Here is a 14,046-nt window from a genome sequence, read left to right as displayed (position 1 = left end):
CCCCAGGGTGACACGCCGCGCCCGCGTCCGGGGGGACCCGTCAGCGGGCGGGCCGCCCGAGCAGCGCCGACATCTCCGGCAGCTCGAAGAACACCGCCGTCTCGCGGGCGCTGGGGCCGCCGGCGTCGGGGTCGGCCCCGGCGTCGAGCAGCGCGCGCACCGCGGGCTCGGAGCGGCGGAAGACCGCGGCGGCCAGGGCCGTCTGCCCGCGGTCGTTGGCCCGGCCGTGGTCGGCGCCGCGGGCGAGCAGCGCGGCCACCGTCTCGGGGTGGTCGTGGTAGGCGGCCAGGATGAGCAGCGTGTCGCCCTTGTCGTTGGTGAGGTCGACGGGGACCCCGGCGTCGACGTAGGCGGTCAGCTCCCCGGTGTGCCCGAAGCGGGCCAGGTCGAAGACCCGCGCGGCCAGCTCGATCACCCCGGGGTCGATGGGCTCGCTCACGGGGCCGCACCGCCGGCCCGGTCCACCAGCTCGAGCAGCCGCCGCCACGCGTCCTGGCAGGCGTCCTCCCACTTCGTCGAGGCGCGGTCGAAGAAGGAGTGCGGCGCACCGTCGTAGACGGCGGTGGTCACCTCGGCGCCGGCCGCGCGCATGGTATCGGCCAGGGCGAGCTGGTCCTCGACGGGGGTGGCGGCGTCCGCGCCGGCGATGAGCATCAGCGTCGGCCGGGAGGCGCGGGACGCGGCGTCGCCGACCATGACCGGACGGCCGTAGAAGCCCGCGCAGGCGGCGACGTCGAGGTCCCCGCCCGACTGGCGCCAGGAGTGGCTGCCGCCGAAGCAGAAGCCCACCGTGACCACGGGCAGGTCGGGGCGGGTGCGGCGGCGCAGCTCGGCGATCGCGGCGGCGAGGTCGGCGTCGATGCCCTCCGGCGTCGTCTGCGGGATGTGCGTCTGCCAGTCGAACTCCCCGTCGCGGCTGCCGCCCTCGGCCAGGCCGGCGGTCCGGCCGAACCAGTCGATCGCCAGCGCCGGCACACCGGCCTCGGCGAAGCGCTCGGCCAGCGCCACGTAGTAGGGGTGCAGGCCGCGGATGTCGGGGAGGACGACGACGCCGGCGGGGGCGCTGCCGACGTCGTCGGGAGCCGCCCAGGCCGCGGAGAACTGCGTGCCGTCGGCCGCGGTGAGGGTGGTCAGCTCGGTCGCGGCGACCGCACCGGCGCGGCGGGGTGGCGCGGGTGGGCGGCTGCTCGGGTCGTGGCACATGCAGGCAGTGCTACCAGGCCGTCCCCCGGGCCGCCCGGCGGGCCCCGGTGTCAGTGCCCGCCGGTGCGCTCGGCGGCCTCCGGTCGGCCGCCGAAGACCGCCGCGGCCACGTCGCGCCGGGCGTCGGTGAGCCACTGGTACTGCCGGTCCGCCTGGTCGATGAGCCGGTCCAGCTCGGCCCGGGGCAGACGGTCGTCGACCTCCGCGGCGATCCGCAGCGTCTCGAAGCCGCTGCGCTTGCCGCGGACGGCCGAGGCGAGGAACTCGAACTCGACGAGGTCCGACAGCGGTGAGCGGGAGAGCAGCCGGCCGTTGAGCTTGACGCGGGAGAGCTTCTCGGCCACCCAGACACCGAGCTGCTTGTACTGGCGCACCGGGACGCCGAGCGCCCGCGCGACGTCGAGCAGGGAGGACTTCTCGTCGCGGAGCTCGGTGAGCAGCTGCTGCAGCGGCGGTTCCCACCGCGACCCGCGGTGCACACCGATCATCCGGCAGACCAGCTCGATGCCGCCCGTGGCGGCGGCGAGGTGGTCGTTGAGGTAGACAGCGAGCAGTTCGGTGTTGCGCTGCGGGTGCACGGGCTGGGTCATCCGGACCTCCTCGGGGCGGTTCGGGCGCCATTCTCCGGGGTGCGGTGATCACCGCGCGCGGCGGTCCCCCGGGCGGGCTCAGCCCGCGGCGCGGACGAGCAGGCGGGCGGCGGCGGGCCGCAGCTCCTGCTCGAGGTCCCACAGCCCCGCCGACAGCCGCTGCGCGACCGCCTGCCGGGAGACGCCGAGCTCGGCGGCCACGGACGCGCGGGCGGCGCCGGCGGCGACCAGGTCGGCGGCGGCCCAGGCCGCCCGGCTGCGGCGGGCCAGCAGGACGGCCAGCGCGGAGAGCACCGCCTGCGCGTCGGCGGACGCGGCGGGATCGGTCCCGCGGACGGCGAGGCGGGCCGGTGTGCGGGTGGCCGCCTCCAGCGCCCGGCGGGCGACCAGCAGCACCGGGCCGTCGTCGGCCGAGGCGGGAGCGGCTCCCACCCCGATCCGCCAGCCGCCCTGCCGCACCAGCGCGACGACGGCGTCGACGGCCACCCGCGCCGCGGCAGCGGGGTCGGCGTCGTCGACGACGGCGACGCTGCCCTCCCGGATCGGCCGCACCGCCGTCCCCACCGGCAGTGCCGGCCCGGGCGGCGGGGCGCCGGGGATCGCGGCGCTGCCGGACCGGGGAGCCCAGCCGATCGCGAGCAGCACGGGCGCAGCGTTGTCCCCGGAGGCCGTCCGGGCAAGCTCCTGGCCTTGCCCGGCGCGCCGGGCGCCGGCTCAGTCCCCGGCCGCGAGCTCCGGCGGGAAGCCGCCGGTGGCCACCGGCCCCCAGGACTCCACCGTGATCCGCAGCAGCGACTTGCCCTGCCGGGTCATCGCGGCGCGGTACTCGTCCCAGTCGGGGTGCTCGCCGCTGATGGAGCGGAAGTACTCGACCAGGGGCTCGAGCGCCTCGGGCAGGTCGAGCACCTCGGCCCGGCCGTCGACCTGCACCCAGGGGTCGTCCCACGCGTCGGAGAGCACGCACAGCGAGACGGCGGGATCGCGGCGGGCGTTGCGCACCTTGGCCCGCTGCGGGTAGGTGGAGACGACGACGCGGCCCTCGGCGTCGACGCCGTAGGTCACCGGTGACAGCTGCGGCCCGCCCTCGCGGCGGCGGGTGAGCAGCACGGCCCGGTGCCGCGGGCGGAGGAACTCCAGCAGGGCGGCGCGGTCGACCCGGTCGGCGGTGGCGGTTCTCGGCACCGCCCGACGCTAGCCCGCGGGAGGAGGGAGGCACCGGGCGGGACGGGACGGTCGCCGTCGGTGGTGGTGATCTCCGGACGGTGGGTTCCGATGATCTGTGGTGCGATCGACTCATGAGGTTCCGCCTGCCCGGGCAACGGGACGACAACCCGGTACCGGCCGGCTCCTCCGCCGTGGGCGGCCCCGGCAGGCCCGGGCCGGACGCGCCGCGGACCGGCGGCACCGACCGCGACGGCGGCACCTCGGGCCCACCCCCGGCCCTCACCGGTGAGGGCGGGCCGGGCGACCCGCGCGGCGCCGACCACACCACCACCGTGGCCCCCGCGCCCACCTGGCAGCGCGGCGAACGGGCCCGGGCCGCCAGCCGGGCGCTCGCCATCAGCTCGGCGCAGCTGCTGCTCATCAGCGCCGCGCTCGTGGTGATCGGCTGGGTGCTGGGCAAGTTCTGGGTCGTCCTGCTGCCGGTGATCCTGGGCCTGCTCTTCGCCACCGTGCTGTGGCCGCCCACGCGCTTCCTGCGCCGCCACGGCTGGCCTGCGACGCTGGCCTCGGCGGTCGTGCTGCTGGTGTTCCTCGGGCTCATCGGTGGGCTGATCGCCGTCATCGCCCCACAGGTGGCCGACCAGGTCACCGAGCTCGCCGACCAGGCCGCCGCCGGCCTGCAGCAGGTCCAGGAGTGGCTGCAGGGCCCGCCGTTCGACCTCGACGAGGAGCAGATCGGCCAGTACGTCGACCAGGCGATCAACTCGGTCCAGGCCAACGCGTCCAACATCGCCGGCTACGCCGCCAGCGGCGCCAGCGCCGTCGGCAACGGCCTGCTCAACCTGCTCCTGGCCGTGTTGCTGGCCTTCTTCTTCATCAAGGACGGCCCGCGCTGGGTGCCCTGGCTGGCCGCGCAGACCGGCCCGAGGGCCGCGCCGCACGTCGCCGCGCTGTCGCAGAAGACCTGGAGCACGCTGTCGGAGTTCATCAAGCAGCAGGCCCTGGTCGGCTTCGTCGACGCCCTGTTCATCGGCATCGGGCTGTGGATCTTCGACGTCCCGCTGGTCATCCCGCTGGCCGTGCTGACCTTCTTCGGCGCGTTCATCCCGATCATCGGCGCCTTCGTCGCCGGCGCCTTCGCCGTCCTGATCGCCCTGGTGGACGAGGGGTTCACCACCGCGCTGATCATCTTCGGCATCGTGCTGCTGGTGCAGCAGATCGAGGGCAACGTCCTGCAGCCGATCATCCAGGGCCGCGGCTTCAACCTGCACTCCGCCGTGGTCATCCTCGCCGTCACCGCCGGCAGCAGCCTGTTCGGCATCATCGGCGCCTTCCTCAGCGTCCCGGTCGCCGCGCTGATCGCCGTCGTCTACCGCTACGTGCGCGACGTGTTCGACGGCCGGCACCCCGAGGTGGCCGGTGACGGCACGCAGACCCAGGTCGCCGGCGACGACGACGGCGCGGTGCTCACCCGCACCCCGGCCCCGGGGACGTCCGGCGGCTGACCGGCGGGGAGCCTCCGGGAATGCCCGGGGGCCCGTCGACGCTGATCACGGTGACGACGACCTGCAGGAGGTGCCCCCGTGGCGCAACGACCGGACGAGCTCGTCGAGCTGCTCCCCGACGCCGAGCCGTTCCTCGCCGCCGAGGCGGCGGTGCCCGAGCCCGCCCGCCGGCGCGGTCTGGTGCTCGTGCACGCCCTCGCCGGCGACTTCGACGCCGCCTCCTCCGCCGCCCTGGCCGGCGCCCACCTGCTGGCCACGCTGCCGCACCGCACGGTCGCCCGCTTCGACGCCGACCTCCTGGTCGACTACCGCGCGCGCCGGCCGCGGATGACGTTCTCCGGTGACCGGTACGAGACCTTCGACGCGCCGGAGATCGTGCTGTGGGCGGTCGAGGACGACTCCGGCGAGCCGTTCCTCCTGCTCACCGGACCGGAGCCGGACTACCGCTGGGAGGCCTTCGTCGCCGCGATCGCCGGGCTCGTCGAGCGGCTCGGCGTCACCTCGGTCGTGGCCCTGCAGGCCATCCCCATGCCGGTGCCGCACACCCGGCCGGTCACGGTCACCGCGCACGGCACGCGTCGCCAGCTCATCGACGCCTATCCCGTCTACTGGGGCGAGATGCGCATCCCCGGCAGCGCCGCGGCCCTGCTCGAGCTGCGCCTCGGCGAGGCCGGGGTGGACGCGCTGGGCGTGGCCGCACACGTGCCGCACTACCTGGCGCAGGCCACCTACCCGGCCGCGACGCTGACCCTGCTCGAGCACCTGGGCCGGCTGACCGGCCTGCTGCTGCCCACCGAGACGCTGCGTGAGGCGGCCCAGCGCAACCGCAGCGACATCGACGAGCAGATCGCCCGCTCCTCCGACAACACCGCCGTGGTCGCCGCCCTGGAGCAGCAGTACGACCAGTTCACCTCCGCCCGCGGGGGGACCGAGCTGCTGGGACAGGTCGGCGAGGTGCCCAGCGGCGAGGAGATCGGGGCCGAGCTCGAGCGCTTCCTCGCCGAGCAGGACCGCCGCAGCCGGGAGTGAGGACGCGCACGCCCCGCGGAGGGCGGGTCAGGCGGGCCGGCGTGCGGCCGTCCGGGTGACCGCGAGCGCCGCGGCGCCGAGCACGCCGACCACCGCGAAGAGGTAGAAGCCCCACGGGAAGGCCACCCCCGCGCCGACGAGCAGGCCGGCCAGCAGCGGGCCGACGATCGCGCCGACCCGGCCGGCCCCGGCCGACCAGCCCAGCGCGGTGCCGCGCACCTGCGGCGGGTGGTTGCCGCTGACCAGCGCGTAGACCAGCACCTGGGCACTGAAGACGAAGCAGCCGGTCAGGAAGACCATGAGGTAGATGCCGGCGAGCGGCAGCCGGATCGACAGCAGCGCGAGGAACAGCGCCGCCGCGGCGAACCAGCCGACCCCGGCGGTGCGGACGCCGATCCGGTCGGCCACCGTCCCGGCGACCAGCAGACCCACGATCGCGCCCACGTTGAGGACCGTGAGGAAGGCCAGCTGGGCGCCGAGGTCGTAGCCGGCCTCGCGCATGATCCCGGGCAGCCAGTTGTTCAGGCCGTACACCAGCAGCAGTCCCATGAACGACGTGACGCCGATGGCCAGCGTGTTGCGCAGGTAGCCACCGCGGAACAGCGTGGCCAGGGTGGCCGCGGCGCCGCCGGTGCTCGCCTCCCCGGCGTGCGGGTCGACCGGCGCGGCCGGGTCCTCGAGCGTGAGCCCGTGCCGGCGGGCGACCTCCTCGGCCTCGGCCCGCCGGCCGTGCGAGAGCAGGTAGGCGGCCGACTCGGGCAGGTGCCGCAGCATGAGCGGCACCAGGACGAGGGCCGGCAGCGCGCCGATCACGTACATCCACCGCCAGCCCAGCGGCTCGACCACCAGGATGCCGAGGGCGGCGGTGGCCACCGCACCGACGTGGTAGCCGGTCATCATCGTCGTCGTCACGCGACCGCCGCGGGCGCCGCGGCTGAACTCGTTGACCATGGCGATCGCCGTCGGCAGGCAGCCACCGAGACCGAGCCCGGCGAGGAAGCGCAGCAGGCCGAAGACGAACGGGTTCGGCGCCAGCGCGCAGAGCAGGGTGAGCACCGAGAAGGCCGTCACCGAGGTGATCAGCGCCTTGCGGCGCCCGAGCAGGTCGGTGAGCGTGCCGATGGTCAGCGCGCCCACCATCATCCCGACCAGCCCGACGGTGATCAGGGCGCTCGCGCCGCCGGCGGACAGCCCCCACTCCGCCGACAACCCGGACAGCGTCGTGGGGACGACGACGAGGTCGAAGCCGTCGAGCAGGACGGCGATCCAGCACAGCGAGGCCACCCGGCCGGCTCCGCGACCCGCGGCTCCTGGACGTCCCGCCGTCCGGCCGGTGCTCGTCGGTGTGCTGCTCATGTCTCCTCCTGGCGCGACGCTGCGGACCCCGGGCAGACGGTAGGCGAACCAGACCCTGCCGACCCAGCGGGGGCTCCCGGCCCCTGGGAGCCGACCGGCCGGGAACCCACGGCGGGCCGCGACCGGGGGTCCCGGTCGCGGCCCGCCGGCCGTGCTGGAGGGGTCAGCCCTGGGCGACGGCGACGTGCTCGTTGGGCACGCAGTGCGTCATCACGTGGCCGCTGACGTCCCGCGGACCGTTCTTGCCGAGGTTGGCGGCGCGCTGCTGCTCCTCCTCGGACAGGGTCTGCGTCTGCAGCGGAGCCAGGCCGCGGACGTCGTCCGCGGTGATCCCCAGGGCCTCGCCGACGCGCTGGCCCCACTCGTCCTCGCACATGAAGAAGTGCCAGACCATCCGCTCCTGGATCTCGCGGCGGCACTGCTGCAGGGCGCCGACCAGGTTGGCCACCAGGTCGTCCTTCTCCCACTGCTCCGACAGCAGGTAGCGCTCGCCGGCCTGCGCGTAGTCGTTGGTGCGCGGGATCCGCTTGCGGGTGACGCGGCCGGTGATGACCGGGCCCTGCTCGTCGTGGGTCGGGTACTGCGCCTCCCGCAGGCCGCCGAGGATGGATGGCTCGTAGTTCACGTGCGGGTTGGTGCCCTCGGCCCGGTCGACGCCGTAGGCCATCTGGCCGTCGCGCTGGTTGGTGGCCACCCGCGCCTTCGGCTGGTTCACCGGCAGCTGCAGGTAGTTGGGGCCCACCCGGTAGCGCTGGGTGTCGGAGTAGGAGAACGTCCGGCCGACCAGCATCTTGTCGTCGGAGAAGTCCAGGCCGTCGACGAGGACACCGGTGCCGAACGCGATCTGCTCGTTCTGCGTGAAGTTGTCCTCGGGCATCCGGTCGAGGGTCATCGTCCCGACCTTGCGCAGCGGGAAGACCTCCTCCGGCCAGACCTTGGTGTCGTCGAGCGGGTCGAAGTCCAGCTCCGGGTGCTCGTCGTCGCTCATGATCTGCACGTGCAGCTCCCACGACGGGAAGTCGCCGGCGGCGATCGCGTCGTGCAGGTCCTTGGTGTGGGCACCGAGGGTCTGGGCCTGCGTGGCCGCGGCGTCGGCCGCCGTCCAGGACTTGACGCCCTGCTTGGGCAGCCAGTGGTACTTGACCAGGACGGTCTCGCCCTCGGCGTTGACCCACTTGTAGGTGTTGACGCCGAAGCCCTGCATGAACCGGTAGGAGGCCGGCGTGCCGCGGGGGCTGAAGACCAGCGAGACCATGTGCATGGCCTCGGGGGTCTGGCTGAAGAAGTCGAAGGCCCGCTCGGCCACGCTGGCCTCGAACGTGACCGGGTCCGGCTTCTGCGAGTGGATGAAGTCGGGGAACTTGATGGCGTCGCGGATGAAGAAGACGCCGAGGTTGTTGCCGACGAGGTCCCAGTTGCCGTCCTCGGTGTAGAACTTCACGGCGAAACCGCGCGGGTCGCGCGCGGACTCCGAGGAGTCGCGGCCACCGGCGACGGTCGAGAAGCGCAGCGCGACGTCGGTCCGCTTGCCCTTCTCCTGGAACAGCTTGGCGCGGGTGTACTTCGCGACCGGCTCGTCGCCGACGGTGCCGTCGGCCTCGAAGTACCCGAACGCCGTCACGCCGCGGGCGTGCACCACGCGCTCCGGGATGCGCTCCCGGTCGAAGTGGCTGATCTTCTCGAGGAACTGGTAGTTCTCCAGGGTCGCCGGGCCGCGTGCGCCCACCGTCCGCTGGTTCTGGTTGTCGTAGACCGGGTGGCCCTGACGGTTGGTCAGGACCGGGCGGTCGGCCTCACTGGACGCAGGGCCCTGCGATGCGACGTCGGTCATGCGGATGCTCCTCCTCGATTGTCGTGCTGAAGGGCCTGAGCGGTCTGCTCCGGTGTCTGCACCCGGCACTCGCGGCACAGACCCCAGAAGACGACCTCCGCCTCGTCGACGGCGAAGCCCGCCGTGTCCGAGGGCGACAGGCACGGAGCCGCCCCGACGACGCAGTCGACATCGACGACCACGCCGCACGAGCGGCAGACCAGGTGGTGGTGGTTGTCCCCCACGCGGACCTCGTAGAGCGCCGGGGCGCCGGCCGGCTCGACCCGGCGGGCCAGGCCGACGGCGACCAGCGCCTTGAGAACGCCGTAGACGGCCTGCGGGGACAGCGTCGGGTGTGCCTGGCGGGCCACCGTGACCAGCGTGTCCGCATCGGCGTGCGGATGGCCGGCGAGGGCGTCGAGGACGGCCAGTCGCGGCCGCGTCACCCGCAGCCCGGCGTCCCGCAGCCGGGGCGCCCACGTCGTCTCCATCGGCTCCACTCAACCGGCTTTTCTTGAACGAGTCAAATCAAGCCGCGCTCCCGGCAACTCCTCCGCCCGTCCCGGGGGGTACCCGGTCACCCCCGGGGACCACACGTGGATCCCGGGGGTGACCGGCGGCAGGCGGGGTGCGCCTCAGGCGAAGACGATGGTGCGGTCGCCCTCGACGACGACGCGGTCCTCGACGTGCCAGGTCACCGCCTGGGCGAGCACCTGCCGCTCGACGTAGCGGCCCACCCGGCGCATGTCCTCCACGGTGGCGCGGTGGTCGACCCGGGCCACCTCCTGCTCGATGATCGGCCCGGCGTCGAGGTCGGGGGTCACGTAGTGCGCCGTCGCCCCGATCAGCTTCACGCCGCGGTCGTGCGCCGCCCGGTAGGGGTTCGCGCCGACGAACGCCGGCAGGAAGCTGTGGTGGATGTTGATCAGCCGCTCGGGGAAGCGGCTGCAGAAGTCGGCCGAGACGATCTGCATGTAGCGCGCGAGCACCACCAGGTCGACGTCGCCGACCAGCTCCAGGGCGCGCGCCTCGGCCTGGGCCTTGGTCTCCGGCGTCACCGGCACGTGGTGGAAGGGGACGCCGGCCGCCCGCGCCACCGGCTCGAGGTCGGGGTGGTTGGAGACGACGGCGACGATGTCGGCGGGCAGGTCACCGGCGCGCACCCGGTAGAGCAGCTCCTGCAGCACGTGGTCGGTCCTCGACACGAACACCGCCACGCGCGGCCGGCGGGAGGCCTCGGCCAGCCGCCAGGTCAGCTGCCACTGCTCGGCCAGCAGCTCCAGCGCGCCCTCCAGCTGGGTCCGGCGGGCCGCCAGCCCGGGGAGCACGAACTCCAGCCGCAGCGTGAAGGTGCCGCCGGTCGGGTCCGACGAGTGCTGCTGGGACTCGGTGATGTTCGCCCCGACGTCGGCCAGCAGCCGGGAGAGGACCGCGACGATCCCCGGGCGGTCGGGACAGCGCACCACCAGCCGCCCGACGTCGGAGGAGCCGGAGTCGTGTGCGAGCGGGGCGGCGGACACGCGCGAGATGGTGTCAGGAGCACGGCGGGGGCCGTCCCGCCGGGGCTCAGACGGCGGGCAACCGGCCGCGGGTCCGGTCGGCGACGTCGAACAGGTCGCCGTACTCCTCGACCCGGGCCAGCACCTCCTCGGTGTGGAACCGCAGCTCGCCGGGATCGGCGCCGCCGCCCCGGACGGCGTCCACCTCGTCCCAGCCGATCGGCGTCGACACCGTCGCGTCGGGCCGGGCGCGCAGCGAGTAGGGCGCGACCGTGGTCTTGGCCGGGTTGTTCTGGCTCCAGTCGACCAGGACCTTGCCCGGCCGCAGCACCTTCTCCATCCGCCAGACGACGCGGTCGGGCGTCTGGGCCGAGAGCTCCTGCGCCAGCGCCTTCGCGTAGCGGGAGGGGTGCTCGCGGTCGGTGACCCGGATCGGCGCGTAGACCTGCATCCCCTTGGACCCCGACGTCTTCACCACCGGGTCCAGCCCGTCCTCGACCAGCCGCACCCGCAGCCGCTCGGCGACCTCGCAGCACTCCCGGATGCCGGCGTCCGGGCCGGGGTCGAGGTCGAGCACGAGCAGGTCGGGCAGCGTCGGCTGCCGCCTGCTGCCCACCTGCCACTGCGGCACGTGCAGCTCGAGCGCGGCCAGGTTGGCCGCCCAGGCGAGGTCGGCGACGGTCTCCAGGACCACCATCTCGAGGACCTCGCGGTCGCGGGAGCTGCCGGGGCTCGGGACGGTGACCCGCCGCACCCAGTCCGGCGCGTGCCGGGCGGTGTTCTTCTCGAAGAAGGCCGGCCCCTCGACGCCGTCGGGCCAGCGGGTGAAGGTCACCGGCCGGCCCGACAGGTGCGGCAGCAGCACCGGCGCGATCCGCACGTAGTAGTCGATGACCTGCGCCTTGGTGAAGGAGACCTCCGGGAAGAGGACCTTCTCCAGGTTGGAGACAGACAGCTGCCGGCCGTCGACCCGCACCCGCTGCCGGCTCACGGGCTCCACTCCACCACGACGTCGTCGACGTCGAGGTCCTCGCGCAGCCCGCGCCACGCGGGGTGGCGCATCCGGCCGTCGGCGGTCCACGCGGCGAAGGCGACCTCGCCGACCAGGTCGGGCTCGGCCCACCGCGCGTCGCGGGCGACCTCGCGCGGGATGGCGTCGGCGAACGGCGGCGTCCGGCGGGGGCGCAGCAGCCCGCTGAGCTCCCGCAGCGCCGCGTCGGTGAACCCGGTGCCCACGTGACCGGCGTACACCAGCCGGCCGTCGTCGTCGTGGACGCCGACCAGCAGCGATCCCACTCCCCCGGCCCGCCGCCCCTTGCCCGGCCGCCAGCCGCCGACGACGACGCCCTGCATCCGGACGTGCTTGACCTTGCGCCACTCCGGCGCGCGCACGCCGGGCCGGTAGGGGGAGTCCAGCCGCTTGGCGACGACGCCCTCCAGGCCGTTGTCCCGGCTGGCCGCGTGCACGTCGGCGCCGCCGCCGCGGAACCACGGCGTGGTCACCCACCGCTGCCCGGCCGCGCCCAGCTCCTCGAGCCGCTCGCGCCGCACCTCGTAGGGCTCCTCGAGCAGGGGCTCGCTCCGGACGGTCAGCACGTCGAAGACCAGGAAGGTCACCGGCGCCGCCGCGGCCAGCCGGGCGACGTCGGCGCCGCCGGTGCGGTGCATCCGGTTCTGCAGCAGGCCGAAGTCCGGGCGGCCCAGCCGGTCGAGTGCCACCACCTCACCGTCGAGGACGGCGTCGGCGCCGGCCAGGGCCGCCGGGAGACGGCTGAGCTCGGGGTAGCGGCCGGTCACCTCGGTGCCGCTGCGCGCCCACAGGCCCAGCCGGCCGTCGCGGACGGCGGCCAGCGCCCGGACGCCGTCCCACTTGAACTCGTAGCCCCAGCCGCCGTCCTCGCGCCGCGGCGGCAGCTCCCCGGCGACGGCGAGCATCGGCGCCGGCACCGGCGGCTCGGGCAGCAGGTCGGGGCGCACGGGTCAGGCGCTGCGGCGCGAGGTCCGCTTGGCCGGCTCCTTGGTCGCGGCGGTCACCTTGCGGGCGCGCGGGCGGGCGGGGGCCTCCTCGGCCGCGGCGGCCCTCTTCGCCGGCGTCTTCTTCGCGGCGGCCTTCTTCGCCGGGGCGCGCTTCGCCGGCGCCGGCTCGTCGGCCTCCGCCGCGCGGGCCCGCGTCGCCCGCCGGGCCCGCGGGGCCGGGGCCTCGTCCTCGGTGGCGGTGTCCTCCCCGCCGCCGCGGGCGCGCTCGACGCTGCGCCGCAGCGCGCTCATCAGGTCGACCACCGCCGCGCCCGGGTCGGCCGTCTCGGGCACCGGCTGCACCTCGCCGCCGGTCTGCTTGGCCTCCAGCAGCGCCGTCATCGCCTCGCGGTAGTCGTCGGTGAACTCACCGGGGTCGAACTCGCCGGCCATCGAGGTGATCAGCGCCTCGGCCATCTGCAGCTCCTGCGGCCGGACGGCGACGTCCTCGTCGAGGAAGCCGAAGTCGGGACGGCGGATCTCGTCGGGCCAGCGCATGGTGTGCAGCACCAGGACGCCGTCGCGCACCCGCATCGCGGCCAGCGACTCCCGCTGCCGCAGCGCGATCTTGGTGATCGCGACCTGGCCGGTGTTCTCCAGCGCGTCGCGCAGCAGCACGTAGGGCCGCGTCGCCGGGCCGTCGGGCTCGAGGTAGTAGGTCTTCTCGAAGTGGATCGGGTCGATCTCGCTCTGCTCGACGAACTGCAGGACCTCGATCTCCCGCCGGGTCGACAGCGGCAGGTCGGCGAGGTCGTCGTCGGTGAGGACCACCAGCTGGCCGTCGGGGAGCTCGTAGCCCTTGGCGATGTCGCCGTACTCGACCTCCTCGCCGTCGATCGAGCAGATCCGCCGGTACTTGACCCGCCCGCCGTCGACGGCGTGCACCTGGTGGAAGCGGACGTCCTTGTCCTCGGTCGCGGAGTACAGCTTCACCCCGATGCTGACCAGGCCGAACGAGACCGCGCCGCGCCAGATCGAGCGCATGTCCACTCCCCTTCCCCGGGCTCTGCGACCGCCGGCCGGCCGGTCCCGCAGGATAGGTGCGGGTCCCGGCCACCGGCACGTGCTCGGCCGACGGGCTCCTCCGCCCGGGGGAAGCGGGCAGTGCTGCTGGACGCTGCTGTCGCGGCTCAGGCCGACTCGGAGTGCCGTCCGGCGGTGTCGGCGTCCTCGGCCCCGCCGGTTCCATCCTCCTCCTCGTCGTCGCCGGTGACGCTGCTCTGCAGCGCGTCGTAGGCGAACTGCAGGACGTCGGACCCGGCCACCATCGTCATGGTCAGCGCGGCCAGGCGGGTGGCCCGCGGCGCGGCGACGTAGCTGAAGACGAACGCGGTGCCCACCCACTGCGCCAGGCAGAAGGGGCAGGTGACCAGCTCGCCGACGGCGTGCTTCCAGCCGTGCTCGGCGCGCACCTGCTCGGCCAGCTCGGCCTCCCCGGAGGCCCCGTCGAAGCGGGCGAAGGGGGCGCGCAGCGGGCTGGTGACGGGGTCCTTGGCGATCCGCCGGGCCAGCCGGAAGGTGCCGACGGTGAGCAGGACGGCGTCGCCGAGCGGGATGCGGGTGGGCAGCTCCCGGCCCGACGCGCGCACCACCGTGGCGCCCGCGGCCACCGCGGCGGTGTAGACGCTCATCGCGCCGAGGAAGCCGCCCAGGGGCCGGTCCTGACCACCGTCGTACGCCTGGCCCTGCTCCTCCGCCCAGCGGCGCACCGGCCGGCTGATCCGCTGCACCTGGTCTGGAATCGCCATGTGCCGAGCGCTACCCGGTCGTCCACCGCCTCATGCCGCCGGCGGGCGTGGTGCGCTTTCCCGCATGGCCCGCCGGGCGGCGGGTAGGCGGAGGGCAGTCCGCTGCCGGGACCCCGGTCCCGGCAG

At 74.7% G+C, this 14,046-nt stretch carries 15 protein-coding genes; 2 read left to right on the top strand and 13 right to left on the bottom strand.

Annotation, left to right across the window (positions count from 1 at the left end; genetic code table 11):
- Nucleotides 1–40: 40 nt before the first annotated feature.
- From ACU616_RS19870 to ACU616_RS19850, 5 genes are all read right to left on the bottom strand, one after another.
- Nucleotides 41–439, bottom strand: a complete 399-nt coding sequence (locus ACU616_RS19870) for an ankyrin repeat domain-containing protein (protein ID WP_446760140.1) — start codon at nucleotides 437–439, stop codon at nucleotides 41–43.
- Nucleotides 436–1,203, bottom strand: a complete 768-nt coding sequence (locus tag ACU616_RS19865) for a dienelactone hydrolase family protein (protein WP_446760139.1) — start codon at nucleotides 1,201–1,203, stop codon at nucleotides 436–438. Before ACU616_RS19865 ends, ACU616_RS19870 begins: the two co-directional genes overlap by 4 nt.
- Nucleotides 1,204–1,253: 50 nt before the next feature.
- Nucleotides 1,254–1,793, bottom strand: a complete 540-nt coding sequence (locus tag ACU616_RS19860; RefSeq protein WP_446760138.1) for a hypothetical protein — start codon at nucleotides 1,791–1,793, stop codon at nucleotides 1,254–1,256.
- Nucleotides 1,794–1,871: 78 nt separating this feature from the next.
- Nucleotides 1,872–2,438: a hypothetical protein gene (locus ACU616_RS19855; RefSeq protein ID WP_446760137.1), complete on the bottom strand. Its 567-nt coding sequence runs from the start codon at nucleotides 2,436–2,438 to the stop codon at nucleotides 1,872–1,874.
- Nucleotides 2,439–2,507: 69 nt separating this feature from the next.
- Nucleotides 2,508–2,975, bottom strand: coding sequence for a PPOX class F420-dependent oxidoreductase (locus ACU616_RS19850; protein WP_446760136.1), 468 nt, complete (start codon nucleotides 2,973–2,975; stop codon nucleotides 2,508–2,510).
- Nucleotides 2,976–3,088: 113 nt separating this feature from the next.
- On the opposite strand from ACU616_RS19850, the gene ACU616_RS19845 reads away from it, so the two are divergent.
- Together ACU616_RS19845 and ACU616_RS19840 are read left to right on the top strand one after the other, a co-directional pair.
- Nucleotides 3,089–4,462, top strand: coding sequence for an AI-2E family transporter (locus ACU616_RS19845; RefSeq protein WP_446760135.1), 1,374 nt, complete (start codon nucleotides 3,089–3,091; stop codon nucleotides 4,460–4,462).
- A gap of 78 nt (nucleotides 4,463–4,540) precedes the next feature.
- On the top strand, nucleotides 4,541–5,491 hold the full coding sequence (locus tag ACU616_RS19840) for a proteasome assembly chaperone family protein (protein ID WP_446760134.1): 951 nt from the start codon (nucleotides 4,541–4,543) through the stop codon (nucleotides 5,489–5,491).
- Nucleotides 5,492–5,518: 27 nt separating this feature from the next.
- Here the strand turns inward: ACU616_RS19840 and ACU616_RS19835 are convergent, their stop codons facing one another.
- The 8 genes from ACU616_RS19835 to ACU616_RS19800 all read right to left on the bottom strand — a co-directional run bounded on the left by ACU616_RS19835 (nucleotide 5,519) and on the right by ACU616_RS19800 (nucleotide 13,920).
- The gene (locus tag ACU616_RS19835; protein ID WP_446760133.1) at nucleotides 5,519–6,847 is read right to left on the bottom strand and encodes an MFS transporter; all 1,329 of its coding nucleotides are present in this window, start codon (nucleotides 6,845–6,847) and stop codon (nucleotides 5,519–5,521) included.
- 163 nt (nucleotides 6,848–7,010) lie between these two features.
- Entirely contained in the window at nucleotides 7,011–8,678 is a 1,668-nt protein-coding gene (locus tag ACU616_RS19830; RefSeq protein WP_446760132.1) for a catalase, read from the bottom strand.
- Entirely contained in the window at nucleotides 8,675–9,148 is a 474-nt protein-coding gene (locus tag ACU616_RS19825; RefSeq protein ID WP_446760131.1) for a Fur family transcriptional regulator, read from the bottom strand. The genes ACU616_RS19830 and ACU616_RS19825 overlap by 4 nt, the downstream gene beginning before the upstream one ends.
- A gap of 144 nt (nucleotides 9,149–9,292) precedes the next feature.
- Complete coding sequence (purU, locus tag ACU616_RS19820; protein WP_446760130.1) at nucleotides 9,293–10,177, bottom strand: formyltetrahydrofolate deformylase; 885 nt, start codon at nucleotides 10,175–10,177, stop codon at nucleotides 9,293–9,295.
- Nucleotides 10,178–10,223: 46 nt separating this feature from the next.
- Nucleotides 10,224–11,147 (bottom strand): non-homologous end-joining DNA ligase, encoded by a 924-nt coding sequence (gene ligD / locus ACU616_RS19815; RefSeq protein ID WP_446760129.1) that lies wholly within the window; start codon nucleotides 11,145–11,147, stop codon nucleotides 10,224–10,226.
- Nucleotides 11,144–12,133 carry a non-homologous end-joining DNA ligase gene (gene ligD, locus ACU616_RS19810; RefSeq protein WP_446760128.1) on the bottom strand — a complete coding sequence of 330 codons (990 nt, stop codon included), beginning with the start codon at nucleotides 12,131–12,133 and terminating at the stop codon, nucleotides 11,144–11,146. The genes ligD (ACU616_RS19815) and ligD (ACU616_RS19810) overlap by 4 nt, the downstream gene beginning before the upstream one ends.
- A 3-nt stretch (nucleotides 12,134–12,136) precedes the next feature.
- Nucleotides 12,137–13,156 carry a non-homologous end joining protein Ku gene (gene ku, locus ACU616_RS19805; protein WP_446760127.1) on the bottom strand — a complete coding sequence of 340 codons (1,020 nt, stop codon included), beginning with the start codon at nucleotides 13,154–13,156 and terminating at the stop codon, nucleotides 12,137–12,139.
- Nucleotides 13,157–13,302: 146 nt separating this feature from the next.
- The gene (locus ACU616_RS19800; RefSeq protein WP_446760126.1) at nucleotides 13,303–13,920 is read right to left on the bottom strand and encodes a DUF1360 domain-containing protein; all 618 of its coding nucleotides are present in this window, start codon (nucleotides 13,918–13,920) and stop codon (nucleotides 13,303–13,305) included.
- Nucleotides 13,921–14,046 lie beyond the last annotated feature (126 nt).

The organism is Geodermatophilus sp. URMC 62 (genome assembly GCF_052931475.1).
Note: the sequence above shows the minus strand (reverse complement) of the source record. Positions and strands in the feature narration are given on the sequence as shown.